31 protein-coding genes are annotated in these 26,619 nt (G+C 36.9%); 23 read left to right on the top strand and 8 right to left on the bottom strand.

The window, feature by feature from the left end:
- Positions 1 to 14: 14 nt before the first annotated feature.
- Both FIU87_RS13965 and FIU87_RS13960 read right to left on the bottom strand, forming a co-directional pair.
- Positions 15 to 506, bottom strand: coding sequence for an MltG/YceG/YrrL family protein (locus FIU87_RS13965; protein WP_152445156.1), 492 nt, complete (start codon positions 504 to 506; stop codon positions 15 to 17).
- Positions 496 to 876 (bottom strand): hypothetical protein, encoded by a 381-nt coding sequence (locus FIU87_RS13960; RefSeq protein WP_152445155.1) that lies wholly within the window; start codon positions 874 to 876, stop codon positions 496 to 498. Before FIU87_RS13960 ends, FIU87_RS13965 begins: the two co-directional genes overlap by 11 nt.
- 286 nt (positions 877 to 1,162) lie before the next feature.
- On the opposite strand from FIU87_RS13960, the gene FIU87_RS13955 reads away from it, so the two are divergent.
- Together FIU87_RS13955 and FIU87_RS13950 are read left to right on the top strand one after the other, a co-directional pair.
- On the top strand, positions 1,163 to 2,848 hold the full coding sequence (locus FIU87_RS13955) for a glycosyltransferase family 4 protein (protein ID WP_152445154.1): 1,686 nt from the start codon (positions 1,163 to 1,165) through the stop codon (positions 2,846 to 2,848).
- A 13-nt stretch (positions 2,849 to 2,861) separates the two neighbouring features.
- Complete coding sequence (locus FIU87_RS13950) at positions 2,862 to 3,617, top strand: nucleotidyltransferase family protein (protein WP_152445153.1); 756 nt, start codon at positions 2,862 to 2,864, stop codon at positions 3,615 to 3,617.
- Between the two features lie 39 nt (positions 3,618 to 3,656).
- On the opposite strand, the gene rpmG is transcribed toward FIU87_RS13950, so the two are convergent.
- Positions 3,657 to 3,806: a 50S ribosomal protein L33 gene (rpmG, locus tag FIU87_RS13945; RefSeq protein ID WP_010194590.1), complete on the bottom strand. Its 150-nt coding sequence runs from the start codon at positions 3,804 to 3,806 to the stop codon at positions 3,657 to 3,659.
- Positions 3,807 to 3,978: 172 nt separating this feature from the next.
- Between rpmG and FIU87_RS13940 the strand changes: the two genes are divergently transcribed.
- The 12 genes from FIU87_RS13940 to FIU87_RS13885 all read left to right on the top strand — a co-directional run bounded on the left by FIU87_RS13940 (position 3,979) and on the right by FIU87_RS13885 (position 17,139).
- Complete coding sequence (locus tag FIU87_RS13940) at positions 3,979 to 4,554, top strand: 5-formyltetrahydrofolate cyclo-ligase (RefSeq protein WP_253905423.1); 576 nt, start codon at positions 3,979 to 3,981, stop codon at positions 4,552 to 4,554.
- Entirely contained in the window at positions 4,532 to 5,332 is an 801-nt protein-coding gene (locus FIU87_RS13935) for a DUF92 domain-containing protein (RefSeq protein ID WP_152445152.1), read from the top strand. The genes FIU87_RS13940 and FIU87_RS13935 overlap by 23 nt, the downstream gene beginning before the upstream one ends.
- 71 nt (positions 5,333 to 5,403) lie before the next feature.
- Positions 5,404 to 5,583 (top strand): hypothetical protein, encoded by a 180-nt coding sequence (locus FIU87_RS13930; RefSeq protein ID WP_152445151.1) that lies wholly within the window; start codon positions 5,404 to 5,406, stop codon positions 5,581 to 5,583.
- Positions 5,584 to 5,723: 140 nt separating this feature from the next.
- On the top strand, positions 5,724 to 7,427 hold the full coding sequence (locus FIU87_RS13925) for a methyl-accepting chemotaxis protein (RefSeq protein ID WP_253905422.1): 1,704 nt from the start codon (positions 5,724 to 5,726) through the stop codon (positions 7,425 to 7,427).
- Positions 7,428 to 7,520: 93 nt separating this feature from the next.
- The gene (locus FIU87_RS13920) at positions 7,521 to 9,041 is read left to right on the top strand and encodes a rhomboid family protein (RefSeq protein ID WP_152445149.1); all 1,521 of its coding nucleotides are present in this window, start codon (positions 7,521 to 7,523) and stop codon (positions 9,039 to 9,041) included.
- A gap of 122 nt (positions 9,042 to 9,163) precedes the next feature.
- Positions 9,164 to 10,627 carry a spore germination protein gene (locus FIU87_RS13915; protein ID WP_152446575.1) on the top strand — a complete coding sequence of 488 codons (1,464 nt, stop codon included), beginning with the start codon at positions 9,164 to 9,166 and terminating at the stop codon, positions 10,625 to 10,627.
- Between the two features lie 159 nt (positions 10,628 to 10,786).
- On the top strand, positions 10,787 to 10,978 hold the full coding sequence (locus tag FIU87_RS13910; protein WP_152445148.1) for a YqgQ family protein: 192 nt from the start codon (positions 10,787 to 10,789) through the stop codon (positions 10,976 to 10,978).
- Between the two features lie 15 nt (positions 10,979 to 10,993).
- On the top strand, positions 10,994 to 11,953 hold the full coding sequence (locus tag FIU87_RS13905; protein ID WP_152445147.1) for an ROK family glucokinase: 960 nt from the start codon (positions 10,994 to 10,996) through the stop codon (positions 11,951 to 11,953).
- 381 nt (positions 11,954 to 12,334) lie between these two features.
- Positions 12,335 to 14,230: an LTA synthase family protein gene (locus FIU87_RS13900; RefSeq protein WP_152445146.1), complete on the top strand. Its 1,896-nt coding sequence runs from the start codon at positions 12,335 to 12,337 to the stop codon at positions 14,228 to 14,230.
- Positions 14,231 to 14,374: 144 nt separating this feature from the next.
- Positions 14,375 to 15,568: a M14 family metallopeptidase gene (locus FIU87_RS13895; protein WP_367643891.1), complete on the top strand. Its 1,194-nt coding sequence runs from the start codon at positions 14,375 to 14,377 to the stop codon at positions 15,566 to 15,568.
- Between the two features lie 104 nt (positions 15,569 to 15,672).
- Entirely contained in the window at positions 15,673 to 16,806 is a 1,134-nt protein-coding gene (locus FIU87_RS13890) for a YqgU-like beta propeller domain-containing protein (protein WP_152445144.1), read from the top strand.
- A 15-nt stretch (positions 16,807 to 16,821) separates the two neighbouring features.
- The gene (locus FIU87_RS13885) at positions 16,822 to 17,139 is read left to right on the top strand and encodes an MTH1187 family thiamine-binding protein (protein WP_152445143.1); all 318 of its coding nucleotides are present in this window, start codon (positions 16,822 to 16,824) and stop codon (positions 17,137 to 17,139) included.
- A 36-nt stretch (positions 17,140 to 17,175) separates the two neighbouring features.
- Here FIU87_RS13885 and FIU87_RS21575 read toward each other — a convergent pair whose 3' ends face one another.
- From FIU87_RS21575 to FIU87_RS13875, 3 genes are all read right to left on the bottom strand, one after another.
- On the bottom strand, positions 17,176 to 17,307 hold the full coding sequence (locus FIU87_RS21575) for a hypothetical protein (protein WP_301538629.1): 132 nt from the start codon (positions 17,305 to 17,307) through the stop codon (positions 17,176 to 17,178).
- Between the two features lie 334 nt (positions 17,308 to 17,641).
- Positions 17,642 to 17,815 (bottom strand): DUF2759 domain-containing protein, encoded by a 174-nt coding sequence (locus FIU87_RS13880; RefSeq protein WP_152445142.1) that lies wholly within the window; start codon positions 17,813 to 17,815, stop codon positions 17,642 to 17,644.
- 106 nt (positions 17,816 to 17,921) lie between these two features.
- A complete protein-coding gene (locus FIU87_RS13875; protein ID WP_216647477.1) occupies positions 17,922 to 18,431 on the bottom strand; it encodes a hypothetical protein in 510 nt (169 codons plus the stop codon).
- Between the two features lie 69 nt (positions 18,432 to 18,500).
- On the opposite strand from FIU87_RS13875, the gene FIU87_RS13870 reads away from it, so the two are divergent.
- Positions 18,501 to 19,133 (top strand): MBL fold metallo-hydrolase, encoded by a 633-nt coding sequence (locus FIU87_RS13870; RefSeq protein WP_152445140.1) that lies wholly within the window; start codon positions 18,501 to 18,503, stop codon positions 19,131 to 19,133.
- Between the two features lie 18 nt (positions 19,134 to 19,151).
- Complete coding sequence (locus tag FIU87_RS13865; protein ID WP_216647476.1) at positions 19,152 to 20,246, top strand: class I SAM-dependent methyltransferase; 1,095 nt, start codon at positions 19,152 to 19,154, stop codon at positions 20,244 to 20,246.
- A 40-nt stretch (positions 20,247 to 20,286) separates the two neighbouring features.
- Here the strand turns inward: FIU87_RS13865 and FIU87_RS13860 are convergent, their stop codons facing one another.
- Positions 20,287 to 20,535 carry a DUF2626 domain-containing protein gene (locus tag FIU87_RS13860; RefSeq protein ID WP_152445138.1) on the bottom strand — a complete coding sequence of 83 codons (249 nt, stop codon included), beginning with the start codon at positions 20,533 to 20,535 and terminating at the stop codon, positions 20,287 to 20,289.
- 320 nt (positions 20,536 to 20,855) lie between these two features.
- On the opposite strand from FIU87_RS13860, the gene FIU87_RS13855 reads away from it, so the two are divergent.
- From FIU87_RS13855 to FIU87_RS13830, 6 genes are all read left to right on the top strand, one after another.
- Entirely contained in the window at positions 20,856 to 21,242 is a 387-nt protein-coding gene (locus tag FIU87_RS13855) for a Spx/MgsR family RNA polymerase-binding regulatory protein (RefSeq protein ID WP_152446574.1), read from the top strand.
- A gap of 95 nt (positions 21,243 to 21,337) precedes the next feature.
- A complete protein-coding gene (locus FIU87_RS13850; RefSeq protein ID WP_152445137.1) occupies positions 21,338 to 21,553 on the top strand; it encodes a DUF1659 domain-containing protein in 216 nt (71 codons plus the stop codon).
- A 46-nt stretch (positions 21,554 to 21,599) separates the two neighbouring features.
- Positions 21,600 to 21,815, top strand: coding sequence for a DUF2922 domain-containing protein (locus FIU87_RS13845; RefSeq protein WP_152445136.1), 216 nt, complete (start codon positions 21,600 to 21,602; stop codon positions 21,813 to 21,815).
- Positions 21,816 to 21,892: 77 nt separating this feature from the next.
- Positions 21,893 to 22,039, top strand: coding sequence for a YvrJ family protein (locus FIU87_RS13840; protein ID WP_152445135.1), 147 nt, complete (start codon positions 21,893 to 21,895; stop codon positions 22,037 to 22,039).
- A gap of 115 nt (positions 22,040 to 22,154) precedes the next feature.
- The gene (locus tag FIU87_RS13835; RefSeq protein WP_152445134.1) at positions 22,155 to 23,225 is read left to right on the top strand and encodes an undecaprenyldiphospho-muramoylpentapeptide beta-N-acetylglucosaminyltransferase; all 1,071 of its coding nucleotides are present in this window, start codon (positions 22,155 to 22,157) and stop codon (positions 23,223 to 23,225) included.
- A gap of 301 nt (positions 23,226 to 23,526) precedes the next feature.
- Entirely contained in the window at positions 23,527 to 24,582 is a 1,056-nt protein-coding gene (locus FIU87_RS13830) for a TolB family protein (RefSeq protein ID WP_152445133.1), read from the top strand.
- Positions 24,583 to 24,787: 205 nt separating this feature from the next.
- Here FIU87_RS13830 and FIU87_RS21070 read toward each other — a convergent pair whose 3' ends face one another.
- Positions 24,788 to 24,940, bottom strand: coding sequence for a hypothetical protein (locus FIU87_RS21070; RefSeq protein WP_172971063.1), 153 nt, complete (start codon positions 24,938 to 24,940; stop codon positions 24,788 to 24,790).
- Positions 24,941 to 25,221: 281 nt separating this feature from the next.
- Here FIU87_RS21070 and FIU87_RS13825 point away from each other — a divergent pair, with 281 nt between their 5' ends.
- On the top strand, positions 25,222 to 26,490 hold the full coding sequence (locus tag FIU87_RS13825; protein ID WP_152445132.1) for an ATP-binding protein: 1,269 nt from the start codon (positions 25,222 to 25,224) through the stop codon (positions 26,488 to 26,490).
- Positions 26,491 to 26,619 lie beyond the last annotated feature (129 nt).

Genomic DNA, 26,619 nt, shown 5'->3' with positions numbered 1-26,619 from the left:
GCTCTTTTTTTGTTCTATTTTATCAATACATCTACCGCTTCTTGATAACTCATTCCTTTTTTAAGCATAAATGTACCAGAACGGACTTTTGTTGCAATTCCGCGGTCTTCTAAAAACTTGTCGAACTCTTTGTCATCATTAATGATTCCTTTTTCAGCAAGTAAGGCCGTGATTTCGTAGGTAGCCATCCCATCTGGAATAACGACTTCAAATGGTTCGTTCGCTTCTTCCTCTTGTTTTTGCTCTTTTGAAGCTTCTTGTTTCTCTTTATCACTGTCTTTTGGTTCTTTAGTTTCAGTCTTTGTTTCTTTCTTAGGCTCAGCAGGTGGTAAAAGCTCGTTGTATTCTTCCCGTGTTAATACTGTAAGATTATTTTCCTCTGCATAGGCTTTCACGGATTCATCATTTAGTGTTCCCGTGTTTGCACTAACGATAGAGTAGGCAACTCCCATTACTCCTGTAGCAAAAAGTATTCCGATTGCAAATGCACGTAAATTAGTTCTCATTTGCAACATTCCTTTTTACATTAGCACCATTTAGAATTTGCTCAATTTTTTCGATAGAGGTAGAGGTAAATTGTGAAATCTGGGAAGGGGAATATCCCTTTTGATACAGGGAAATGGCAACGTCCTCATCACTTACTGAATTAAGAGAGGCTCCCTTTTTGTTTTTTTTCTTATGTATTGGGGAAGGCCCGCCTAGTAATTCCTCTTCTAGTACTTTCATTTTTCTTTCAAGCTTATACTTATCTTGAACAACATCGAATGAAAGCTGCTCCATTTCTTTTTCCAGCTCCGAAAACTTGTCCGTAACGAAAAAGGAAATGACAATTAAAGCTACAGCAATAACAATTAAACTTATACTTGCAATTAACATTTTGTCACCTCAATAAAAGTTTCTCTTCTATTTTATATCATAGGTGGAGACATGGAAAAATAGTCTTTCGACAAATTACATAGAAACCTTTGACTATTTTGTGAACATTTTATGACAACGGACATAAAGAATCATTGGTTTTTCTTGTGGAAACATTTTATAAGTTCTTATGAGCCTAATTACCCAATCTATAAAAATAGAACAAAAGACGACAAAAACCGGCTGTTGTGGAATATAGAATACGGATGTAAGATGAAAGAAAGGTGAAGAGCGGAGGCATATTTTTATGGAAGAAAAAAAGCAACAATCGGAATTTCTTCTAGTAAGAGAACTGGAGAAAGGTGATATTGAAATCACCTGGTCTATCTATGGTTGGAGATTTGATTGTTGTGCCTTCATTCATGGTGAATGTAAGACCTTAACAATTAGGTTAGTAGCTAAAATGAAAAAAGAGGAAGGTCTAGGATATTTTTTGGAAATTAAGGACAAGAACCACAGTGGTAATTTAAGATTTACAGAAACTATTCCAGGTTCTGTTCTTCTTGTTGAAATCGGTGTTGGGGAAGGGGAAGAGTTTATTCCACTTTTATACTCCGAAACTGAAATACGATTATCCGAACAGAAGGAAGGCTGGTCTACTTCATGGAGGGAAATCAGATTTGCTGACAGTGCTGACTTACACGATTATTTATCCGTGTATAGCTATTATATTGGTGAGGAATCACAACCCTCACAAATCTCTCCTCCTGTAGAAAGATTGCATGTAAAAGAAAAGCGTTCCATTCAACAGGTCGAAAATAGGTGTTTAAGTATCCTTATGCTTTCATGGGAGTATCCTCCATTCATACAAGGAGGGCTTGGAAGACATGTATTGGAGTTGTCCAAACAGCTTGCTGTAGCAGGTCACAAAGTAACAGTGGTAACTCATGGCGTATATGGTGCTCCAAGGCAGGAAGAGGTAGACGGTGTCACGGTTTACCGCACAGATGAATTTTCACCAATATATAAGGGATTTCACCTGTATAATTCTCAGATTAATATGAAATTAGTCGAGCTTGTCATGACTTTACTTCCTCAGCAGGAATTTAACTTGATTCACGCCCATGATTGGCAGGTGGGATCGGCAGCAAGGTATCTAAAGAAGATAGCAAATCTACCATTGATCACAACCATACATGCATTGGAAAATGGCAGAAGTAATCTGGAAAAAAAGATACAACAGCAAATCGATAAAAAAGAAAAGTTGTTAATAACGGAATCTGACGAGCTTATTGTTTGTAGTAGTTATATGGAGGGAGAGATTCTGGAGAAAGGAATTACTTCTCAGAATGTTTGTGTTATCCCAAATGGAGTGGAGCTTTCTTCTGTGGAAAGTGATAGTTTAAAGACATTTATTCAAAAATATCACGATTATAAGATAATTTTATTCCTTGGACGGCTTGTGCCTGAAAAAGGAGTAGATACTCTTATTAAAGCGGCCTCTTTTCTAAAAAAAAGTGGCCACAACATAAAGTATGTCATTGCAGGAAATGGTCCATTGCTTTCCTTCTACAGGATGTTAGTTAGGGAGCAAGATCTTGAAGAACACTTTTTGTTTGTAGGCTTTCTTCATGATCATGAAAAGACGACGATGCTAAAGCTTTGCGATATTCTCGTTATTCCAAGTCTCTATGAGCCATTTGGAATCGTTGCACTAGAGGGGATGGCTACAGGGAAACCGATTTTAGCGGCTAAAACAGGTGGTTTGGTTGAGATAATAGAAGAAGGTAAATCAGGATTATTTTTTTCACCAGGAGTGGAAAAAGAACTTGCAGATAGGTTGCTTTATTTATTGAATAACAAGGAACATTGTATCGCTTTAGGGAAATATGCTCGTCAAAGAGCCGAGCAATGTTATCGATGGGATGATGTGAGAAAACAGACGGAATCAGTTTATTGGTCATTTTGCAAAACGGCTTCTTCTATTAAATAGGAGGGATAAGGACATGAAAGCTGTTGTTTTAGCTGGAGGTAGGGGAACAAGGTTGAATCCCTTAACACTCAGGCTTCCAAAACCTCTCGTACCATTACTAAATAAGCCTGTCATGGAATATAGCCTTCAGCTTTTAAAAGCACAAGGAATCCAAGAGATCATCGTTACGCTTCAATATATGGGGGAAAGAATTAAGAATTATTTTGGAGATGGCTCAAAGTGGGGGGTTAATATAACTTACTTGGAAGAACAGACACCTCTCGGGACAGCAGGGGGTGTGAAAAATGCTGAACATCTTTTAAAAGATCCCTTTATCGTAATAAGTGGAGATGCACTAACTGACTTTGATTTAATGGCTGGAGTAGCGTTTCATCGAAAGAAACATTCGCTTTTTACAATCTTTATGAAGGAAGTAAGAAAGACAGAAAAGTTCGGAGTCATGAAAACAGATTATCATGGTCAAGTTACAAAGTTTATCGAAAAGCCTAAGCAGCATGCAAGCTTCAGCAAAAAAGTTAATACAGGTATCTATATTGTGGACCCTTCCATTTTTTGTTTAATGAAAAATGACATCGAATATGATTTCAGTAAAGACATTTTTCCTAAGCTAATTAAAAATGAAATGAGCTTGTTCGGTTATAAAGCTTCTGGATATTGGAAGGATATTGGCTGCCATGAGGATTATTGGCAAGCGCAGTATGACTTGCTAGCCAATAGGGTAAAGCTTCCTATGAGAGAAGATTATAAAACACATGAATCTGTCCGGTAATGGGCAAAAAAAATAAGCAGACAGGAAAATCCTGGCTGCTTATTTTGTTTCACGGTGTACAGTTACTTTTTTCAATCTTGGGCTGTATTTTTTAAGCTCAAGACGATCTGGGTTGTTACGTTTATTTTTAGTAGTAATATAGTTACGATCTCCAGTTTCAGTACAAGCTAAAGTTACGTTAACGCGCATCATTATCCCTCCAAACATAAAAACTTTCCATTCAGACCTTACTATAGTATCACTTATTTTTCATGAAATCCAGTTTTTTTTAAGAACAAGTCGACTTTTTATATCAACATAGTTTTTCGAGTGTGAATTTGGTATCTTTAAATCGGAAGAAACAACAGGGAGTGGTGTATTGATGAGCGTGAAAGAGCAAATGAGACAGCAAATGAAAGCTAGGCTAAGTACGATTAGTCAAAGGGAATATGAACTAAAATCAAAAATGATCCAGGAGAGATTTTTTACTTCAAAAGAGTGGAAGAATGCTGCTACCATAGGAGTTACAATATCTAGAATTCCTGAGGTCGATACGAAAAATATTATAGAAGCTGCTTGGGGAGAAGGTAAACGCGTCGCTGTGCCAAAATGTTATCCCAAAAATAAAGAGATGACATTCTTTTCCATTGAGGGGTTTCACCAATTGGAAACAGTCTATTTTGGCTTAAAAGAACCGATTGTGGAAGAGACAGCGCCGATGGGTAAAAATATGATGGACATGCTGCTGGTTCCTGGATTGATATTTGATACTGCCGGGTACCGTATTGGCTTTGGTGGAGGCTATTATGATCGTTTCTTGATAGACTTCACTGGACATAAATTTGCCTTGGCATTTCAGGAACAAATAGTGAACCAAGTTCCAAAAGAGAACTACGATATACCAGTACATAAAATAATGACGAACGAGGGCGAGTATGACACCATTATTAGAAAATAGTATTGTTCTATTCTTAGGAATTGTCTGTTTGGCAATCGGTGGTTTTTACTTAAAGGCACTTTCGTCATCAGGAGCATTTGGAACGATCATAATCGGCATTTTGATTGCCATTGGCTTCAATGGATATGGTCTTCTATTAATTGGTGTGTTTTTCGTTAGTTCTAGCTTTTGGAGTAAGTTTAAGAAACGAAAAAAAGCAACGATGGAAGAATTGCATGGTAAAGGTTCGAAACGGGATATCATTCAAGTGTTTGCCAATGGCATGGTTCCTGGATTATTTGGTGTGTTACATTATTTCTTTCCTTCAGAATATTGGGTGTTTGGCTTTGTTACTAGTATAGCGGTTGCGAATGCAGATACGTGGGCATCAGAAATTGGATCATTAAGCAAAAGGTTACCGGTCTCATTTTTTTCTTGGAGGAAAGTGGAAAGAGGGACTTCTGGAGCGGTCTCGGTGTTAGGGACCTTCGCAGCTATCGCAGGTTCAGCTCTTATTGCTGTATTCTCCTATGCGTTTTTTCAGTCTATAACTCTTTCTGATGTTCTTCTGATTGTGATTTCAGGGGTTGCAGGATGTTTTTTAGATACGATTCTAGGCGCTACATTACAAGCTCAGTACCGCTGTGAGGTTTGTGGAAAGGTCATAGAAAATAAATCGCATTGCAACGTACCATCAACAAGAACAAGAGGCTTATCCCTGATGACAAATGACGCTGTCAATGTATCCGCTATCGCTCTAACAAGTCTAGCAGCCTTGTTTTTTTCTATTTTAATTTAATGTTGATAAAAGCATGTCTTTCAAGCATGTTTTTTTCTTTTTTAAGCAGAATAATAACAGGAGGGATGATAATGGGATTTTTATTAAGGATATTTCTGATATCAGTAGGGTCATACGCCATATACAAAAGCCGCTACAAAATCCTAAATTATATTTTAGGTGTGAGCAGTATCAGACGATTTGTCGTTGCATTCGGCTTGGACATTCCATTTGTGAGAGACCGCTTTATGCACTCTGTTTTTAGAGGATAATCTATAATAATTCGGGCCGGAAGAAATTTTTTCGGCCCTTTTTCTATATTATCTACAAAAATTACATTAAATTTACAATACGTTAATATTTTTCCTGTAATATTCTTGTCGAAAGGTACATGAGACAGGGGGACACTTGCTTGAAAATTAATCTTCAAAAGCTTAGAAATAGGTATCATACACTCATAAAAAAAGTAAACTTAGGCTCACGATTGCTTTTACTTTTCTCTACAATCTTTCTTATTTCTATTCTCATCGTGGGGGCGAGTGCCTATTTTAAAGCAAAAGATATGACTACCGATAGTCTGGAAAAACGATTACTTAGAGAAACGGAACTAATGGATTACATTGCAGAATCATTGCAATTTATGTATGTAAGTGATACGGATTATTTTAAGCAGCAGTTAGAAGTAAATGTCCGAGTTCAAAAAGAAAAACTTGAAAGTGATGGCATTCTTTCACAATTTTTTCACCTCGAAAATGGGGTAGTCACTCCTTATCAAGTAAGTGAAAATCAATTGCCGCAAATACCAGACTCTATCGTCAATGACATGTTAGATAATGAACACGGTGTTCTGCAAACGAATATAGATGGAATTTCTTATACGATAAGCTATAAAAATATTTCAGAAATAAATGGTGTGTATGGATTAATTATTCCTACTAGGACTTATTTTGGTCCTGTTCATGAAATGGGCTACTTCACAATAGGTACCATCTTCATTAGTTTTTTACTCTTTGTAGCTTTGACGATGCTATTTGTCCGAACCATTACTAAGCCTTTGTCCATTTTACAAGAGACGATGAGAGCAGGAAGGAATGGAAATTTAAATACGATTAACGATATACACAGCACCATACCTGAATTAACTTCCTTACATAAAAGCTATAACACGATGATGGATCAAATGAAAGATATTATTGAAAGTTTGAAGGAAACTACCACTCAACTAAAAGAAACGGGAAGTGAATTAGGTACCTCCTCAGAAGAATCATTGGTGTCTACCCACCAACTCATATCCTCTGTTCAAATGGTGAAGGATGGTGCTGTCCAAACTGCTGCAAGCTCTGAGGAAAGTGTTAGTCATTTTAAAGAAATGAAAGAGCAAATTGTCCAGATGCAAACAAAAATGAAGGATTTATTTTTGAGCGCAAATAGCATGAAGGACTCAGGAGAAATTGGAAAACAAAATATAGATTCATTAATTGGAAATATCACAAGCTTTAAAGATGAATTTGATACATTTACAAAAACCATCAATAATGTAAAAGAGTATTCCAAAGCAATATCTAGTTTGGTTGGATTAATTAAAGGAATTTCCGAACAGACTAAATTGCTTGCGCTTAATGCAACAATTGAAGCTGCGCGGGCGGGTGAGGCTGGTAGAGGTTTTGCAGTTGTTGCTAAAGAAGTAAGAATACTTGCGGACCAAGCATCTTCTGCCACGGAAGAGATAACTAATTCTATTAGCAACATGGAGGGAGTTACTTTTTCTGCAGCTCAAGAATTTGAAGAGATGCACATGAAAATGAAAACGAACCTTGAAACAGCGAAAAATTCAAAATTGGTGTTTCATGAATTATTAAAAGAAATGGCTACGGTTCATCTGAAACTTACGAGTGTAGATAATGACCTAAAGCAATGGGAAGATATTTTACCAAATTTAGAAAATGCGGCAGATGGACTTTTGTCTGTATCTCAGGAAACATCCGCAAGCTCTGAGGAAATGTTACTTGCAGGAGAGAATCAGGTTTCTCAAATCGAATACATAAATAGCATCGGTCAAAAATTACGGGTTTTATCCTCTTCTTTATCTCAAATTACCACTAGATTTCATATTTAAAAATTTTAATCGGCCAGGAGAGAATCCTAGGCCGTTATTTTTTTACATTTTAGTTAATAACATTTAAAATAAAAAGACTTAGGAGGTGAGCCTTTGAATCAAGAAAGTATATTTTGGCAATTAGTTCAACAGCTAGTGATAGAAAAAGACTATCGAATTATACATATATCATCTGAACAAAAAGAAGTATGGTTAGAGGGACTTTCCAATAAAAAGGCACCTATCATACGGCTCTATCGATATGACCTTGATTGGAGTACCTGGTTACAACGAGACCTTGAATATGTATCGCAGCAAGTAGTGGAATTTAAGAAACAGCTCGGTAAAAGAAGCTTACAAGCTGTAAATATCTATGTAAGCACCTATCCCCCTGTAGATGACTGGGAATTTCGAGTAAAAGACCCTTATGAAAAGAACAAAGTTACCGTGTCATCTATCGTTCTTCATGAGGGCAATCGTGATCAGTCAGTTGCGCAAATTTCTTCCTTTATAGGTACAGAACTGAACGTGGATAATTATAAAGAAATGGATGAAATGGAAATTTTTCATTTAAAAGAAACCATTTTAACGACGTCTCAGCAAAAGGTCAATAAAGAAAAGCAGCTCTTTCAGCAAGGGAAACCGTTTTTCACCTATATTTTTATTCTTTTTCATCTCATCATGTTTTATATTTTGGAAACAAATGGAGGTAGCCAAAATCCTGAAACTTTAGTGAAATATGGGGCGAAGTTTAATCAGGCCATCTTAGAAGGCGAATGGTGGCGTTTTTTTACTCCCATCGTTCTTCATATTGGAATGATCCATTTGCTCCTAAATACGATGGCATTGTTCTATTTAGGAGTTGCCGTTGAGAGGATTTACGGTAACTTTCGTTTTCTCATTATCTATCTATTTGCAGGCTTTTCAGGCTCACTTGCAAGCTTTGTATTTTCTCCTTCGCTTTCAGCAGGAGCATCGGGAGCAATTTTTGGTTGCTTTGGAGCGTTGCTTTTTCTTGGTATCGTTCATCCGAAGATTTTCTTCCGTACGATGGGAGCGAATATTCTTGTTTTGATTGGGATAAATTTAGCGATTGGATTTACCATTCCTGGTATTGATAATGCAGGTCATATTGGCGGTCTTATTGGAGGATTTTTAGCATCAGCCACTGTACATTTGCCACAGCATAAAAAATATCTTCACAGGTTATTTGGGCTAGTAATTGCCGTTGGAGCCACCACCTTCATGTTAAATCAAGGATTTCATGCAGAAAATCCTGCAGCTTTGTTGAATCAAGCTGAAAAACAAATTCAAGAAGGTAATCTTCAAGAAGCTAGAAATACCCTTTCAGCTTTAGAGGGCAAGGAAGAAAATTTTCCTCAAATGCTGTTTTATTTATCGTATATTAATTTAGAAGAGGGAAAAGTTGAAGAAGCAATTCGTCAATTAGAAAAGTTAGTTTCACTAGAGCCAGACTTGCACGAAGCTCATTATAATCTATCTCTTGCTTTTGTGAAGCAAGAAGAGTGGGAAAAAGCACTAGATTCAATCAACAAAGCAATTGAGTTAGATTCATCTGGAGAAAATTATATAAATGTAAGAACGGAAGTAAGAAAACAATTAGATATGGATTAACGGAGACTGTCATAAAAGATTGGCAGTCTCTTTACTTTTGTGCATGATTTACGATCGAATGGTAAAAAATGAATAAATGAAATTCGTTTTTCTTGATAAGCCTGAATAAGGAGGTGCTTATGATGACCTGGCACAAACCAGAAAAGAAAATGTCCGGGGATTTCGACAAGGACGTTGGGTATTTAAAGGAAAGAATGGCCGTTGATAAAAGCTTTGACTTAATCTCTCTTGATCTCCATTATGCAGGAAGAAAAATTACCATGTTCCTGGTAGACGGGTTCGGCAAAGATGACATCATGCTCTTCCTTATGAAATTTCTTTCGGATTTGCTTCCTGAGGATTTAGAAGAACATCCCTTAGATAAATTGTTAAAAACATATATCCCATATGTAGAGATTGAAAAAACAGATGACCTTGAGCATGTCGTCGATATGGTACTATCCGGTCCGACTGTTCTCATAGTTGAGGGATTAGAGGAAGCCGTAGTGATTGATTCTAGGACCTATCCTGTTAGGGGTCCGGAAGAACCAGATATGGAAAGAGTGGTTCGTGGTTCACGGGATGGGTTTGTAGAAACCATGGTATTTAATTGTGCCTTAATAAGAAGACGTGTAAGAGATAGTTCGTTAAGAATGGAATACTTACAGGTAGGAAGAAGGTCAAAAACAGATATAAGCTTATGTTATCTTGATGAACTCGCTGACCCAAAGCTAGTGGAAGAAATAAAATCTTCATTAGAGAATATTGATACAGACGGCTTACCGATGGCGGAAAAAACCCTCGAAGAATTTGTTGGAGGAAGGCATTGGAATCCTTATCCGACAGTGAGATTTACAGAGCGACCTGATACAGCTGCTGCCCATCTTTATGAAGGACATGTACTTGTCATCGTTGATAATTCTCCAAGTGTTATTATTACACCTGCAACGTTTTGGCATCACCTCCAACATGCAGAGGAATACCGAAATAAACCTGTTGTAGGAGCATATTTGCGTTTAGTTCGATTTTTTGCAGTATGGGCATCCATATTTATTCTTCCATTATGGTTTCTTCTTGCAACCAATACGCAGCTTTTACCAGAGCAGCTATCCTATGTTGGTCCAAGTGAAACAGGAACGGTGCCTTTGATCGTGCAAATTCTCATTATTGAAGTTGGAATGGACATGCTAAGGATGGCCGCTATACATACCCCCACATCATTAGGGACGGCACTAGGTCTGGTTGCCGCCATATTAATTGGAGATGTTGCGGTGAAGGTAGGATTATTTGTCCCTGAAATTATCCTTTACCTAGCTATTGCAGCAATTGGGACTTTTGCGACACCGAGCTATGAATTAAGCTTGGCCAACAGACTGATAAGGTTTGTTATGCTGGGATTAACTTTCTTCTTCGGTGTGATTGGCTTTATGATAGGTTTACTGGGACTTGTGCTGTTCCTAATGTCGATGAAATCATACAAAGTACCATATCTCTGGCCGTTTATCCCGTTCAATTATCGAGGCTTTAGAGATGTCTTGATTCGATCGCCAATCCCACTAAAAAACCGCCGACCAGTCATCCTTCACTCGGAAGACCCGGATCGGTAATCCAAAACAGCCCATAATAGGGCTGTTTTTTGATTGGCCCCGCAGGACGCGGAGCCATTTCGCCAAAATCAACAGCGGTATTACACACAATCATCCTTGACGTTACTAATGAATCCGATATACTAAAAATGGAACAAACACCAAGGAAAAGGTGAAAGTATGAACACAATGTATGACGTGAGACAATTATTAAAAAACTTTGGTATCTTTGTCTATACAGGTGATAAGAAGGCAGACATTGAAATGATGGAAGAGGAAATAAGAGAACTCTATCTCTCCAACATGCTCGATGCAAAAAGCTTTCAATCTGCCATGATACTTATGAGGAAAGAATTATCTAAAATACAGTAAGAAAAGGTGAGAGTAGTGGATAATAAATGGTTGGTCGGTGTAGATTTAGGTGGAACGACAATAAAAATGGCATTTATCTCTCAATACGGGGAAATTGTACATAAATGGGAAATCGTCACAAACATCAGTGGAAAAGGAAAATACATAACAACGGATATCGCAAAGGCAATCGATAAAAAGTTGGAAGAATTAGGTGAATCAAAATCTAAATTAAAGGCTCTTGGAATGGGCGCACCAGGTCCTGTTAATATGGCAACAGGCTTGATTTATGAAGCGATTAACCTCGGGTGGGAAAACTATCCACTAAAAGACCTCCTAGAAGTGGAAACAGGACTTCCAGTTGTTGTGGACAATGATGCAAACCTAGCTGCGATCGGTGAGATGTGGAAGGGTGCTGGAGAGGGATCGAAAGATTTAATTTGTGTGACTCTTGGAACAGGAGTTGGCGGTGGTATTATAACAAATGGTGAAATCGTTCACGGAATTAATGGCGCTGGTGGAGAAATAGGGCATATTACAGTTGTACCAGAAGGTGGAGCACCATGTAATTGTGGCAAAACAGGATGTTTGGAAACGATGGCTTCCGCAACGGCAATTGTAAGAATTGCTAAAGAGTTAATCGAGAAAAATCCTGGAAGCAAATTAGAAGAACTAGCAGCCCTAGAGGGACTTTCAGCAAAGCTTGTTTTTGACCAAAGCGCAAAAGGAGAAGAAACCGCAATGAAAGTTGTCGAAGTCGTTTCTTCTTATCTTGGACTTGCTCTTGCGAATTTAGCAAATGCCATGAATCCAGAGAAGATCGTCATTGGTGGCGGCGTCTCAAAAGCTGGAGATAAGCTTTTAAACCCAGTTCGTGAACATTTTGTGAAACATCTTTTCCCACGAACTAAAGTAGGTGTGAAGGTTGCAGAGGCTACGTTAGGTAACGACGCGGGGGTTATTGGAGCAGCGTACCTTGCAAAAATGAAATTATAAAAGTGGTTTATGCTCTCTATCTTATGGGTAAAAAAGATAGAAGGAAGCGTGAATAATGCTAGTAAAGAGGCTTCTTCATGGAAGAAGCCTCTTTGTTTTGAATATTCTAAATTTAAAAACATTAATTTTAGTTGAAACTTTTTTGCTTGTACAACGTCTAAGTAATGTGACGCAAATACGATGCCTATACTAGCATTCTACTTTTTATTTATGAAGACAGTATTAATTATCCATTGATTTTTTGTTAAAAAAGTTTTAAGATATGCTTTAGTCAAAATAATGGCGAGTTAAAAAAGTTGTTTTTAATACATCTAATAAGATACTTATAAGAATAATAAAAGGAAGAGCTTCCGTGACTGTTGCTATAAGGAGGTAATGTAGATGAAGCAAGCCTTTAAATCAAAAGTTCCATTTATCTTAATAGCAGTTGTGCTGCTTTGGGTAAAAACCTATATCGTTTATAAAACAAGCTTTAATATTACAATTGAATCCCTAAAACAAGAATTTATTTTGTTTATTAATCCGTTAAGCTTTATCTTATTAATTGCAGGAATAGGTTTATTTTTTAAAGAAAAAGGCATGAAACGATATTTAATTATCACAAGTTTTATCGTTTCCTTTGTTCTTTATGCAAATGCGGTTTATTATCGTTTCTTTAACGATTTTATTACAATCCCTTTGCTATTCCAATCAGGAAACATGGCTGATCTTGGTGGAAGTATTACAGAGCTTATGAAGCCTATAGACCTGTTAATGTTTTTGGATGTCATTCTTTTAGTGGTCATTGCAAAATGGACACCTGCATTTGTCAATATGTCAACATGGAGACCAAAAGTACGTAAAATGTACTTTCTATCCATTGTGGGTATCTTTCTTTTTAACCTTGGTTTAGCTGAAACAGAAAGACCACAATTGCTTACACGTACATTTGACCGTGAAATCCTTGTGAAAAACCTAGGAACATACAATTATCACGTCTATGATGCCGTGCTACAAACGAAAACGCGAGCGCAGCGTGCAATGGCGGATGGCAGTGAACTTGCTGAAATTCAAAACTACATTAACGCTAACTACAAAGAACCAAACGAAGACTACGAAGGCATTGCTAAGGGTAAAAATGTCATTATTGTAAAGATGGAATCTATGCAAAGCTTTGTTATTGATAATGAGGTAAATGGTGAGCCAATTACCCCATTCTTAAATGAATTAAAAGATCAAAGTTATTATTTTAACAATTTCTATCACCAAACAGGGCAAGGGAAAACTTCTGACTCTGAATTCTTATTAGATAATTCCTTATATCCGGTTGGACGTGGGGCTGTATTCTTTACACATGGAACAAATGATTTCCATACAGCAACTCCAAACGAGATAAAAGAGGAAGGCTATACACCTGTTACATTCCATGCGAATAACAAAAGCTTTTGGAATCGTGATGTGATGTACAAATCTTTAGGCTATGATCAATTCTTTGATATAGAAAGCTATGATGTAAATGAAGAAAACTCTGTAGGCTGGGGCTTGAAGGATATTGAATTCTTCCAGCAATCCATTCCTCATATGAAGGAACTTGAACAACCATTCTATGCTAAGTTTATTACACTTACCAACCACTTCCCATTTGTATTGGATGAAGAGGATAAGTTTATCGATGAATTTGATTCAAATAGTAGAACATTAAATCGCTACTTCCCTACAGCAAGATATATGGATGAGTCGTTAAAAGTCTTCTTTGAAGAATTAAAAGCAGCCGGACTTTACGAAAATTCCATTATTATTATGTATGGCGACCATTATGGTATTTCTGAAAACCATAATGAAGCGATGGGTCAATATCTTGACAAAGAAATTCGCCCATTTGAAAGTGCCCAACTACAACGTGTACCAATGTTTGTTCATATTCCTGGCGTCACAGATAAAAACCCTAAGGAATTTGATACAATTGGTGGTCAAGTTGACTTAAAGCCTACCATCAAGCATTTGCTTGGAATGGAGACCAAAAACGATATCCAATTTGGAGAGGATTTGTTCTCTGAAGAAAGAAGCGACTTTGTGGTCTTCCGTGACGGTAGCTTTGTAACCGATGAATTAGTGTATTCAAAAAATGAATGCTATGATAAAGAAACAGAAGAGCCGATTGATCAATCTGCTTGTGAACCGTATGTAGAGAAAGCTAAAAAAGAGCTTCAATACTCTGATGAAATTGTCTATGGTGACCTGCTACGTTTCTATGATGGAACTTCCATTCAAATGGATGAATCCAAGCTTGATGAATAGGAATATCAAGAACGCTGAATGTACCTCGTAATGGTACATTCAGCGTTTTTTTTATGTTTTGCTTTGCCTTTTTTGCGTTCTAAACTATTTTTTTCATCCATAAGGTAGATTAGATACTCCAACGCAAGGAAGGTGATCGCTTTGTTGGTTGATGCACGAAGAGGGGACTCGCTTTGGTATATAAGCACGTTATTTAAGCTGCCACTTGAATTGATGATGGATTCCAATCCTCATGTGAAGAAAGAGGATAAGGAAGCATTAGGGCAAAAAATCGCCATTCCTGGATATACGTCAACCAAATATTTAGTCAAACAAGGGGATACAGTGCAATCCATAGCAAACGAGTTTGGATTGCCACTTGATACACTATATCTATTAAACCAAAATATGAGCTTAGCCCAGCTGAATATAGAAGATGAAATAAGAATGCCGATGAAAGTTAAAAAGGCATTTTTAACCACGAAAAAGCACTATGATTCCGCTGCCCTAGAACAAGATATCAAGGAATTAGTAAGAATATTTCCTTTTGTTAAATGTAATTCTATCGGACAATCTGTTTTGAATAATCCGATATATCAACTAAAAATAGGAATGGGTACAAAAAAAATTCATTGGAATGCAAGTTTTCATGCCAATGAATGGATTACCTCTGCTGTGACGATGAATCTTTTACAGGACTATCTTCTTGCACTAACAAAAGGAGAAACCATTAGAGGGGTATCAGCTATGAGTCTGTATCATCAGGCAACCATTTCCATTGTCCCAATGGTGAACCCCGATGGAGTGGACTTAGTATTAAATGGTCCACCTGTTCATTCTCCTTTTGAAAAATTAGTTACAGAAATAAATATAGACAAACCGGACTTTCTTAACTGGAAAGCAAATATTAGAGGAATAGATTTGAATAAACATTTTCCTGCAAATTGGGAAATTGAAAAAAATAGAAAAGAAGAAAAAACACCTTCTCCTCGAGATTTTCCTGGTTTCTCACCACTAACAGAACCGGAGGCAAAGGCAATGGAGGCATTAACAAGAGCAGAAGACTTCGATATGGTAATCGCCGTACACACGCAAGGTGAAGAATTTTATTGGGGCTATGAAGGATTCGAGCCTAAAGAGTCAGAAAAAATGGCAGAAGAGTTTGAGCGGGTAAGTACGTACAAAAGCGTTCGATATGTTGATAGTCATGCGGGCTTCAAGGATTGGTTTATTCAAGAATTTCGCAAGCCTGGTTTTACGTTAGAACTGGGAAGAGGAATTAATCCTTTGCCTCTTTCTCAATATGACACCATTTATAAAAAAACGTTAGGCATCTTCATTGCTGCCCTATATGTATAAATGACTATGAAAATATTACTATAGGAATATTGGCATTTTTTTTCTTGTCATGAAACCTTTCCTGCCTCATAATCGTAGTTAGATAGAAGAAGAGGAGGGATGCCATGAAAAAAGTAGTGTATGCTGTTTTAGTAATACTTTTGTTTTCGATTTTTTCAGGCTGTCAACCTTCTTCACACCCCGTGGATGTTACGAATGCACCATCACTTCCCGAACAAGAAAAAGAAAAACCTTTCACTTCTTCTTTCTTTCATGGCAATCAAATCAAAAAAATAATGGAAGATGCAGGTACTTTCAATACTGTTGCGGAATGGTTAGACAATGAGACCATTTTGTATATAAAACAACATGAACAAGGTTCAGTTGTAAATGCTTTTCATTTGTTTACAGGTGAGACCTATGCCTTTTTTCAAACAGAAGAGCAAGTTATTTCAGTTACCGCTAACAAAGATTTCAGCTTGTTTGCTGTACGGACCTCTCCTGGATTTGCAAAAGGGTCATTAACGGTTCTAAACAAAAAAGGCAAACAAGTGGCTAGCTGGGAATTTGATGGTTCAACCGATCTTGTGTTTTCATGGAACCCATTTACAGGGAATGAGATCATAGCGTCTTCTTTCCAAGAAGACTGGACTTATACTACTTCCCTGCTTGAAACAGAAACAGGAAATATGGTAGAAATGGAAGCAAATGATCCTTTTGTTCAATGGTTATCTGAAAAGGAAATAGGTTATTTAGGTTGGGATGAAAGGAATCCCAGCTTAACAGCTCCTTTGTATAAAAAGACGATCACTAAAAATGAAAAAGTTGTAATAGAAGATCAAATGGTAATGTTTCAAAGCTTTGAGAATATGCTTGTTACATTGGGACATGTAAATGAACAAGAGTCAATGGCAGCCTATACGTTTTATCGGCTTCCTGACATGGTGCAAATCTACACTACACATTTACCTATACTAACGATGTATTCCAATTACCACATTCCTTACAATGACTTTGCAAACGGATATTATTTTATGATTGTTCCATCTAGCGGTGGAAGCATGGATAGCTTTACTGGAGATTTCAAGCTCATGTCTTTTAATATGGAAGAAGGGTCTTCTCAAATAATAAAGAATAAGCTGGAAAATAAACCTATTCGTTTTTCTCCAAATGGACAATATTGTCTATATGGCTATCAATTGGAACGATTACTTCTTCTTTCAGAGGAAGAACAAGTAGAATTAGTAAAACTAACATAGAAAGAGGCGTCGTAATTGGCTATTGTAGATGTTACAGTAATACCAATTGGTACAAATGGACCAAGTGTAAGCGATTATGTTGCAGACATTCAAGAAATTTTAGAGGGTTTTAAAAACGAAGGGAAAATAAACTACAAGCTAACTCCCATGAGTACCATTATTGAAGGAGAACTTCCAACCCTATTGCATGTTGTGCAAGTTATTCATGAAGCTCCATTTCAAAAGGGGCTACACCGAGTTGCAACCAATATCCGGATTGATGACCGGCGCGATAAAAGTGTCCAAATGGAAGATAAGCTCAGAGCAGTAGAGACAAAACGGAATAGAACGTAATAAAAAATGCCGGACAGTCTATACTGTTCGGCATTTTTAAGATAACGGTAATCCTCGTGTCAGACGTCCTTGCCCATTGCATTTTCCACATTTCTTATAGAAAGGTAAGACACCAAGCTTCTTTTTTCCGATTCCATAACAGCTTCCGCAGACTAATTTAACAGCCATCTCCCATCCACCTCATTCCTAGCAAGCATTATCCACAAGTTTACCCATTATTCATTAGTATATTCTTTAGTGGGAAAAAGGTTTTTAAAAAAGGCTCTTTTCTAAAAGATTGTTGCTAAAAAGTAGGCTTTAAGATTTTTTCCAGTCATTATTCGAAGAAAAGTCGCCGCAATCATAAAAATTACTCTACGAAAAGAGCACGACAGCAATGTTGAATACGGGACACTCAACTATATGCAGTAGCAACAAAGTTTACGAAAACAGCCATAAAAAAAAGAGGCTGTTCAGGTGTCACGTACATGACTTTACTGAACAACCTCTTCTTTTTTTGTTTTTAGTGAGCTACTGGGTATCCGTGAGTGATAACGGTTGCTACTGTGAATGCGCCAAACACAACTACAGTACCTAGAGCAAATAGAATGGCAAGTAGGTTTTTCTCCTTTAAGGAACGGACAAGTCCAAATGCTGCTAACAATGTAACTAGTCCAAAAATAATTACTAATGGCAAGGTTAACGCCCCTTTCCGTGTTTATTCTATTGTTGTTAAAAAGATTTGAAAATAAAAAATATGTAATAGTACATTACACTCCATCTTCATTTTAAAGGTTTTCCTATTATTTGTCGAGGTCAAAAAATGACACTTCTATGTCATAAGCCTTGGACACTTTCATAATATATTCCTTGCTTTCTTTATCAACATAATATAATTTCTTATAATGTTCCTCAATTGCAATGAAACATTCCTCAAATTGGATAAGTGCCATTTCAATATCCTCTTTTTTCCCACTTTCAATTCGAAACGCAGCAATCATATCCTGATAAAGAAAAAAATGATTATTTTTCGTTTGGAAGCCATAATCTGTGAACAAAGCAGTTGTTAAGGGATTTTCAAGAAATGAAAGAAAATAGGTTTCTTCTAGAATACAACGGCCAGCGAGAAGGTTCTTTACTACTTTCGCTTCGATAGCAGAATCGGTTATCAAGAGATTTTCATCTTCATCAAAAATACTTGCTGTTTCCCTCATTTGCAGAAGGAGGTTTTGAAAATATTGGGGCTGATCTTCCCCACATTGTATTTCTAACCCATACATTGTTTTCATCAGCGGTTTCCTTTCGTTTCTCATGTTCTTTTACATAGTGTAAAATAAATGAATAGATACTTCAATACACTTGATGGAAAGGTGTGGAAAAAAATGAAATGGACGCAGTTACCACTGGGACCTCTACAAACAAATGCTTACATACTTATTAATGACCAGAAGGAATGTTTGGTGTTTGATCCAGGTAGTGAGGGAGAAGCATTAAATACGTACTTAGAGGAAAAATCATGGAAGCCACTAGCAATCCTCCTAACACATGCTCACTTCGATCATATCGGTGCGGTAGATGCAGTTAGAGATAGATGGGGTATTCCAGTGTATTTACATAAGAAAGAAAAAGAATGGCTAATGAACCCAAGCCTGAATGGATCCCAGTTTTTCCAACTAGGAGCGATTAAAGCAGGTCCAGCAGATATCTTAATTAAGGAAGAAGGGAAACTGAAGATATCGAATTTTGAATTGGACATTCTTTTCACCCCGGGTCATTCTCCTGGAAGCGTTAGTTATTATCACGCTAAAGAAAAGCTTGTTTTTGCTGGTGATGCCCTTTTTGCAGGCAGTATAGGCAGAACGGACTTGCCAGGAGGAAATCATGATCAGCTTATACGGAGCATTCATGATAAGCTCCTTTCTCTGCCAGAAGAAACAACGGTTCTTTCTGGTCACGGCATGACAACGACAATTGAAAAAGAAATGGATAGCAATCCGTTTCTTAATGGGTTTTAGGGAATGATTCCTCATTTTTTGCTTGAAAAAATTCATCATACTCCAACAAGAAAAATAGATTATGCAGAGTATATGATTACAGTGCTATATCACCCCATTGAAGGCTATTATATGAAGGAAAAAGAGAAGGTTGGGGGTAAAGGCGATTTCCTTACTACTAGCAATGTTCACACTATCTTTGGGAAAGTGTTTGCCAAGTTGTTTGTCCAATATATAGTGGATACTGGCTTAGACCCGTTTTTCATTGAAATAGGTGGTGGCAATGGTCGGTTTGCTAAACAGTTTCTAGAGGAAGTTGAAATACTTGATAAAGAGATATACAAACGTATGAGCTATGTGATGGTGGAAACAAGTCCATATCATATCCAGCTTCAGAGACATCATATCCCAAATTCAGCACCTATCATTTATACCTCTGGATTAGAGGATGTACCGAAGCATGCTAGAAAAGGAATCGTTTTTTCAAACGAGCTTTTTGATGCATTACCAGTTCATGTGATTGAATATACAGATGAAGGATTGAAGGAGGTTTTTGTTTCAGTAGATGAAAGCGGCAAATTGACTGAAATAAAAAGTCCACTTGAAAATGACGATATTTTAGCTTATTTGTCTGAATACAATGTAGAACTTACAGAAGGTCAGCGTATGGAGATACCTCTTGCAATGAAGATGTATGCTGAAATTCTTGGCCAATGGTTAGAAGCAGGCACCATCATAACCGTAGATTATGGGTACCGTTTTCAAGAGTTAACAAATCAAGAGCTAAAGAATGGAAGCCTTCGCGGGTACTATCATCACAGCATGATAGCAAACCCATTGAGATATCCCTCTGAGATGGATTTAACCTCTCACATACACTTAGATGCATTGGAGGAGTGTTTCATTAAGTCAAGCTTTAGTCATGTTTGTACCATGAGACAAGGAGAATTTCTAATCGCAGCAGGAATCCTTGACTACCTGCAGGAAAATCAAGACTCTAATCCATTTTCTGAAAAAAGCAAGCAGAATAGAGCGATTAGATCACTAATCATGGACAGTAGCTGGAGCAACTCTTTTTGTGTCATGCTTCATGAGAAAGGAACTGATGGGTGGAAGACAATAAAAAGCGATTGACATCAAAGTCAATCGCTTTTTATTGTGAAACTACGTATGTTTAATGTCCACCATTTCCACCTGGTACCATCATAAATGTTGTCCAATAAGAGAAGGCAACAAAGAAAATTGTCAAATACGCTCCGAAAATATAGATGTACATACGTTCAGATAGCTTAAGATAACTTAATAAAATGAAGAATACCGTTTGTCCGAAGAATAGTAAAGATGTTTGCGTCATGTGGCCAAGATAGAACATAACGGCAAAAATCCCCGTCCAGAAACCCATTACACGGTACATACGATCCATATGTATCCCCTCCTTACGCACTAATCCTTATGCTTGTCACTTTCCTATTATAATGTAACAGCGCTTTACTTGTAAATAAGCGTTTGTTTCGAGTTTGTGACGATTGCAAGATAAGTACATTTTTCTCCAGTTGTACAAAGTTTATGCAGTTTATGCATACAAGATATATTATAACAAAATACTGCGACTACAGGGCATAAATTCGTAGGTGAAAAAATGTTCAAAAAATATTATACAAAATACTGTACAAAAGTTATACAGATGATATACAATAAATTCAACGCAACATGTTTCGGATAAAAATAGGGGAGGTAAGTATGATGAATGAAATCATTTTTTACAGTTACCCAAGTTGTACATCCTGCAGAAAAACAAAAAAATGGTTAAAAGCAAATAATATCCAGTTTAAGGAAAAACACATTTTTAGAGAAACTCCTTCCAAGGAAGAAATGCTGAATATCCTTTCTTTAACAACAGAAGGGATGGATGAAATTTTGGCAACACGTAGCCAAACTTTTAAAGAACTTGGTTTAGATGTTAACGATCTATCTTTATCAGAGCTGATAAAAATCATGATTGATGAACCAAAGCTCTTAAGAAGGCCTATCATTACATCAGATAATAAACTAATTGTTGGTTACAATGAGTCTGCACTACAGAAGCTTTCATCTAATAGGAAAACAACTATTCGGCAGTCTGTATCTTAAACTACTACCTCTTTCCAGTCTTTCTGGATGGGGGTATTTTTTTTGCTACCTTTTTGTCCTTTTACTTTATATAGAAAGTGAAAGGGGGTGAGAGAATGGCAGAATTCGCTGTGGAAAATGTTCAGCTTCGGTTAATGTATGAGCTTGGCGAAGATGAAAAAGGGAAGCTAATGTATCGTACGAAGAATTACAACAACATTAGAGTACAAGCAGAGCCTGCATCCCTTTTGCAGGCAGCTGGAGCAATTTCAGGATTACAAACTTCTCCTGTGTACAGAGTCAAACGAAGTGAGCTACATTTCTTAGGGTAATCGTTTGATGAATTACCTGATTAAATTTTAAGAAAGGGGGAGAGCGATGTTTAGCCTAGAATTGACTTTTATTAATGAAGATGGTGAAAAGACAAAGCTAACGGTAGACGATCCTCGCGTTGATTTATCAACAGCAGAGATTGAGCAAGCAATGGACGATATCATTGCAGCAAATGCCTTTACATCAAAGGGTGGAAGTTATGTTAGTAAAGACAGTGCACGAATCATTGAACGAAATGTAACGGAAATTGAAATAGCATAACAGGAAAGGGTATTGGAGGGTCTACTTATGATAGTAGACCTTCTCACTTACTAGATTATTGAAAGGAGGAAGGGTATATGGAGCAGTGGTGGACATGGGTTAGTGAAGTAGGATTCCCAATTGTTGTAACCTTCTATTTGTTACACCGTATTGAGCAAAGGCTTGATAGCGTGTCAAAATCCTTGCAGAAGTTATCCCTACAATTAACGAATAGCAGTAAATAAGCAATGTGGCTAATTTGCCGAGAAGGCATGTTAGCCTTTTTTGTGCAAATAGTGGTCTTAGCTTCTTATCCTCGTTATAATGAGGGGATAGGATGAAAAGAAGGATGATGAAAAAATGACAAAGAAAAAAATAGTATTCACAGGTGGAGGCTCAGCTGGGCATGTCACCCCTAATATTGCGATTATGAATAAGCTAAAAGCTGCCGGCTGGGATATTACATATATCGGTTCTCGTAAAGGAATAGAAGAGGAGATTATTTCAAATGAAAATGTCCCTTTTTATGGAATATCCAGTGGGAAACTTAGAAGGTACTTCGATTGGAAAAATTTCACGGATCCACTTCGAATTTTAAAAGGCGCAATGGAAGCTCTTGTGATCTTGAAAAAAATCAAGCCGCGCGTTGTTTTTTCAAAGGGAGGATTCGTGACCGTTCCTGTAGTGATGGCAGCAAAGATGTTAAAAATACCGGTCATCATTCACGAATCAGATATCACGCCTGGTTTGGCAAATAAAATTGCGACAAAGTTTGCGACAAAGGTGTTTGTCACTTTCGATGAAACCTTAAAGCATTTTCCAAATGATAAAGTGTTGTTTACGGGTTCACCCATTCGTGAGGAATTGTTTAAAGGTAGGGCACAGGAAGGAAGAGCTTGGCTTGGGTTTCACGAGCAAAAGCCAATTCTCACAATAATGGGGGGAAGTCTTGGAGCAAAAAAAATAAATGAGACAGTCCGAAACATCCTTGGTACGCTTACAGAGGAATATCAAATTGTTCATATCTGTGGAAAAGGTAATGTGGATCCTTCACATGCACATACAAAAGGATACAAGCAATATGAGTATATTAACCAAGAACTTCCTGATGTCTTGGCTGCTTCCGATTATATTATATCCAGGGCTGGTGCAAACTCCATTTTTGAATTTCTAGCTTTGCGAAAACCAATGCTTTTAATCCCTCTTTCTAAACAAGCAAGCAGAGGGGATCAAATCTTAAATGCTCAATCCTTTGAAAAAAAAGGCTTTGCCAAGGTTTTGTTTGAAGAAGACATGACAACTGATACACTAGATACCCAATTAAAAACCTTAAAGCTGGAAAAAGATACGCTTCAAAAAAGAATGTCTGAAGATAGTGCGCCAAATACTTTAGAAATCATTCTTCAAGAAATAGTAAAGGAAGCAAAATAACTAGATTCTTGCAATCTGCTTTTATGGCAGGTTGCTTTTTTGTTAATACATAAGTAAATATTGCCAATGCGGGTACACTACGAGTATACACTTTATAAAAGGCAATTTTCGCAAACCTTGTTGCTACTCGAATAGTTATGATACACGTCATTATCGTTGCGGTCGTGCTCTTTTCATGGCAATTTTTCTTCGCTTAAAGATAGGAAAAAGTCTTAAAGCCGACTTTTTCCTAGTTGATAGCAACAAACTTTTGGAAAAGAGCCTAATAAAAAATCATTCATGAGGAAAGAGGGAGAATGAAATGAAAAAACAGACGTTAAAATTGTTTACTGTTGCATTAATTGCATTTGTCATCATAATTTCTGTCCTTCTATACTTCTTTTCTGAGCGTTTTACTCGATCGTGGATGCCAATTGATAATGGATTTGGAGAAACGGTTACTTTATCGCCAGATGATCAATCTATCGTCTTTCCATTTTATCAAAGTGGAGATGGCGCATTATACAAAGCGAATGTGGATGGAAGCAATGTAAATCAGTTAACTTATCCCCGACAAGCGGAAAGTCATATACACCCGAGATATTCAAAAAATGGGGAAAAAATCCTCTTTTTATCCCAAGAAAAAGAGGAGGACACAATGAAGCAGTCGCTGTATGTTATGGATGCAGAAGGAAGTAATTTACAAAGACTCTCTGAAAATGATGAGTTAGTTACAGATGCTATTTTCTCACCAGACAGTAATACCATTTTCTATTTAGTTGCGCAACAATATCAAGAAGGCAACGACTTCTTAAGTGGCCCATCAGATATGGATGTATTTTCTGTTTCCATATCAGGGGAAAATAAACGACAACTAACGACGGATAATAGTAAGCAGAAAAGAAGTCTTTCTATTACGGAAGATGGTAGCTTACTTGGGTATATTGATTTTCCTCAAGACACGGACAACCAAATAGCTTCTACTTATGTACTTTATAATATGGAAACAAAAGAACAAAAAGAGCTTATTCCCAGATTAGATTCCCCTTCTCCCATTTTTTACAGCGCGAAGCTATCACTTAATGGTAAACAAATTGTGTTTTCTGCTGGAAGTGAAAACCCTAGAGATGATTCGCAACTGATTTATGAAATGTATACGATGGACGATAATGGGAAAAATGTTCAAGCAATTACAAGTTTTCGAACATTAATTACCGAGCCGGTGTTTTTTCATAAGAAAGAAAGGGTGTTGTTTATCCAAGATCAAGGTTGGTTAAGAGGAAAGCCTAATTTCAAGCTTTGGGCAGTTGATACAAACGGAGAACGGATTGAATCCATTACCTTACAAATGCCCCAATTCTCAGGAACCATTCTTTAAAGGTGAGAACACTTGTCTATCCAATTTCTACTAATTCTTATATTCTTGCTGTTTGGAGCAAAGGCAGAGACGCCGCGCGGGAATGAAGACATCGACTGGAGACACAGCAGGACGCGGAGTCATTTGTGGAAAACTAACAGAGTAAACAATAAAAAAGCTTGTTCCATGGATTTTAGCATGGAACAAGCTTTTTTCGTCTAAGTTATTATTGAATCATAGGTAAAATATAACTAATAATAAACCAGATAATCCCAAAAAAGATGATTAAGTAAGCGGTATATTTGATAAATGTGGATGCAACCAATCCTCTGTCCTCTTTTGTTTCTCTTTTATCTACTCTGACATCTTTATCTTCCATGTCATCCGCCTCCTGAAATAGTTATAAAGTTAATATTCCCTGTATATGTTTTTTAAAACACATAAGCAGGAAGAACTAACCTTTAAAAATGGGTAGAATTATCAGTTTAGGAAAGTATATAATGAATAAACGGCATAATTCGACAAAAACCTATGTTACTTTCCCAAGTAGGACTTTATATCTATAAGTCGAAAATAACGATATAATGAAGAAACAAAGGGGCTTTGAAATTTTTTGCCTAGTAAAATGAAACAATTTATGAAGATATAAGAGGGTATAAAATGAAAATGAAATGGTTGATGTATATACCAATCGTGTACTTACTTTTTGGCATCATTTGGATTGGCCTTACAGACTATTGGATTTATTATTTAAAAGTCAAAAATTTTACGGAAATTGCGGAATACATTAGCTTAATAAAAGGTTGGTTATTTATCCTAATTACCACGTTGCTTTTGTATATGATGCTGAAAAAACATGTTGCATTAAAGGAGTTAGAACAGAAGGAAAACGAGCTTTCGAGCCTCATTAATAATATGCCTGATTTTGTCTGCTTTAAGGATGGACAAGGAAGATGGTTGCAAACAAATGAGTACGGACTTGCTCTGTATGATTTACAGCATGTTTCTTACAAAGGGAAAACCGATCTAGAGCTTGCAGAATATTCTCCTCACTTTAAAGAAGCCTTTGAGTATTGTACAGAGACGGACAGATTAACATGGGAGTCAGGAGAATCTTCCCGTGCAGAAGAGTCTTTCAGTTTAAAGGATGGAGAACAAAAAACATTTGATGTTATTAAGGTTCCTCTTTTTCATGAAGATGGCAGTAGAAAGGCACTTGTCACCATTGGGAGAGATATTAGCTCATTAAAGAAAACAGAACAACTTCTCGTAGTAAAAGAAAAGCTGTCCATGGTGGGGGAGCTTGCAGCTGGAATTGCACATGAAATAAAAAATCCACTAACCTCGATAAAAGGATTTATGCAATTAATCAATAAAAGTGGAAAAGCAAATCAACACCATGTTGATATGGTTCTTTCTGAAATAGATAGAATAAACGAGATTGTCTCAGAGTTACTTGTTCTTTCCAAGCCACAAAATAAAGCGCTACAATCTGTATCTTTGCTCGACATAATAAATTATGTTACTAAATTGGTCGAAAACGAGGCAGAAAAAAATAGTATTAACATAAGGGTAGAAAATGTTGATGATGGAATGACTGTTTTAGGAGATAAAAACAACCTTAAGCAAGTGCTCATCAATTTGATAAAAAATTCAATGGAAGCCATCGATCGAGATGGCAATATTCTCATCTCTGGTAAGCAAAAAGATAACAGTAAATTTATTCTTAAGGTGAAGGATGATGGTGTAGGGATTAGTGAAACCGAATTAGAGAAATTGGGAAATCCCTTCTATACATTAAAAGAAAAGGGTATAGGACTTGGGCTAACCATTACAAAGAAAATTATTCAAGAACATAAAGGAACCATTGAGATTGAAAGTGAGAAGGGGAAAGGCACAACGGTTACTCTTACTATTCCTACGCGATAAAATGTGCGTTTGATAGATGATAGATGACCAAGCAGTCTGCATCACCTTGCATAAACTATATTGTGTGCAGCTTCCTTCTCCTTTCGTACACGGGTTTTTAGGACAGATTCTTTCTGTCCTTTTTTTTAT

The sequence above is a fragment of the Bacillus sp. THAF10 genome (assembly GCF_009363695.1).
Classification (GTDB): domain Bacteria; phylum Bacillota; class Bacilli; order Bacillales; family Bacillaceae_I; genus Sutcliffiella_A.
This window is presented reverse-complemented; position numbering and strand designations above follow the sequence as displayed.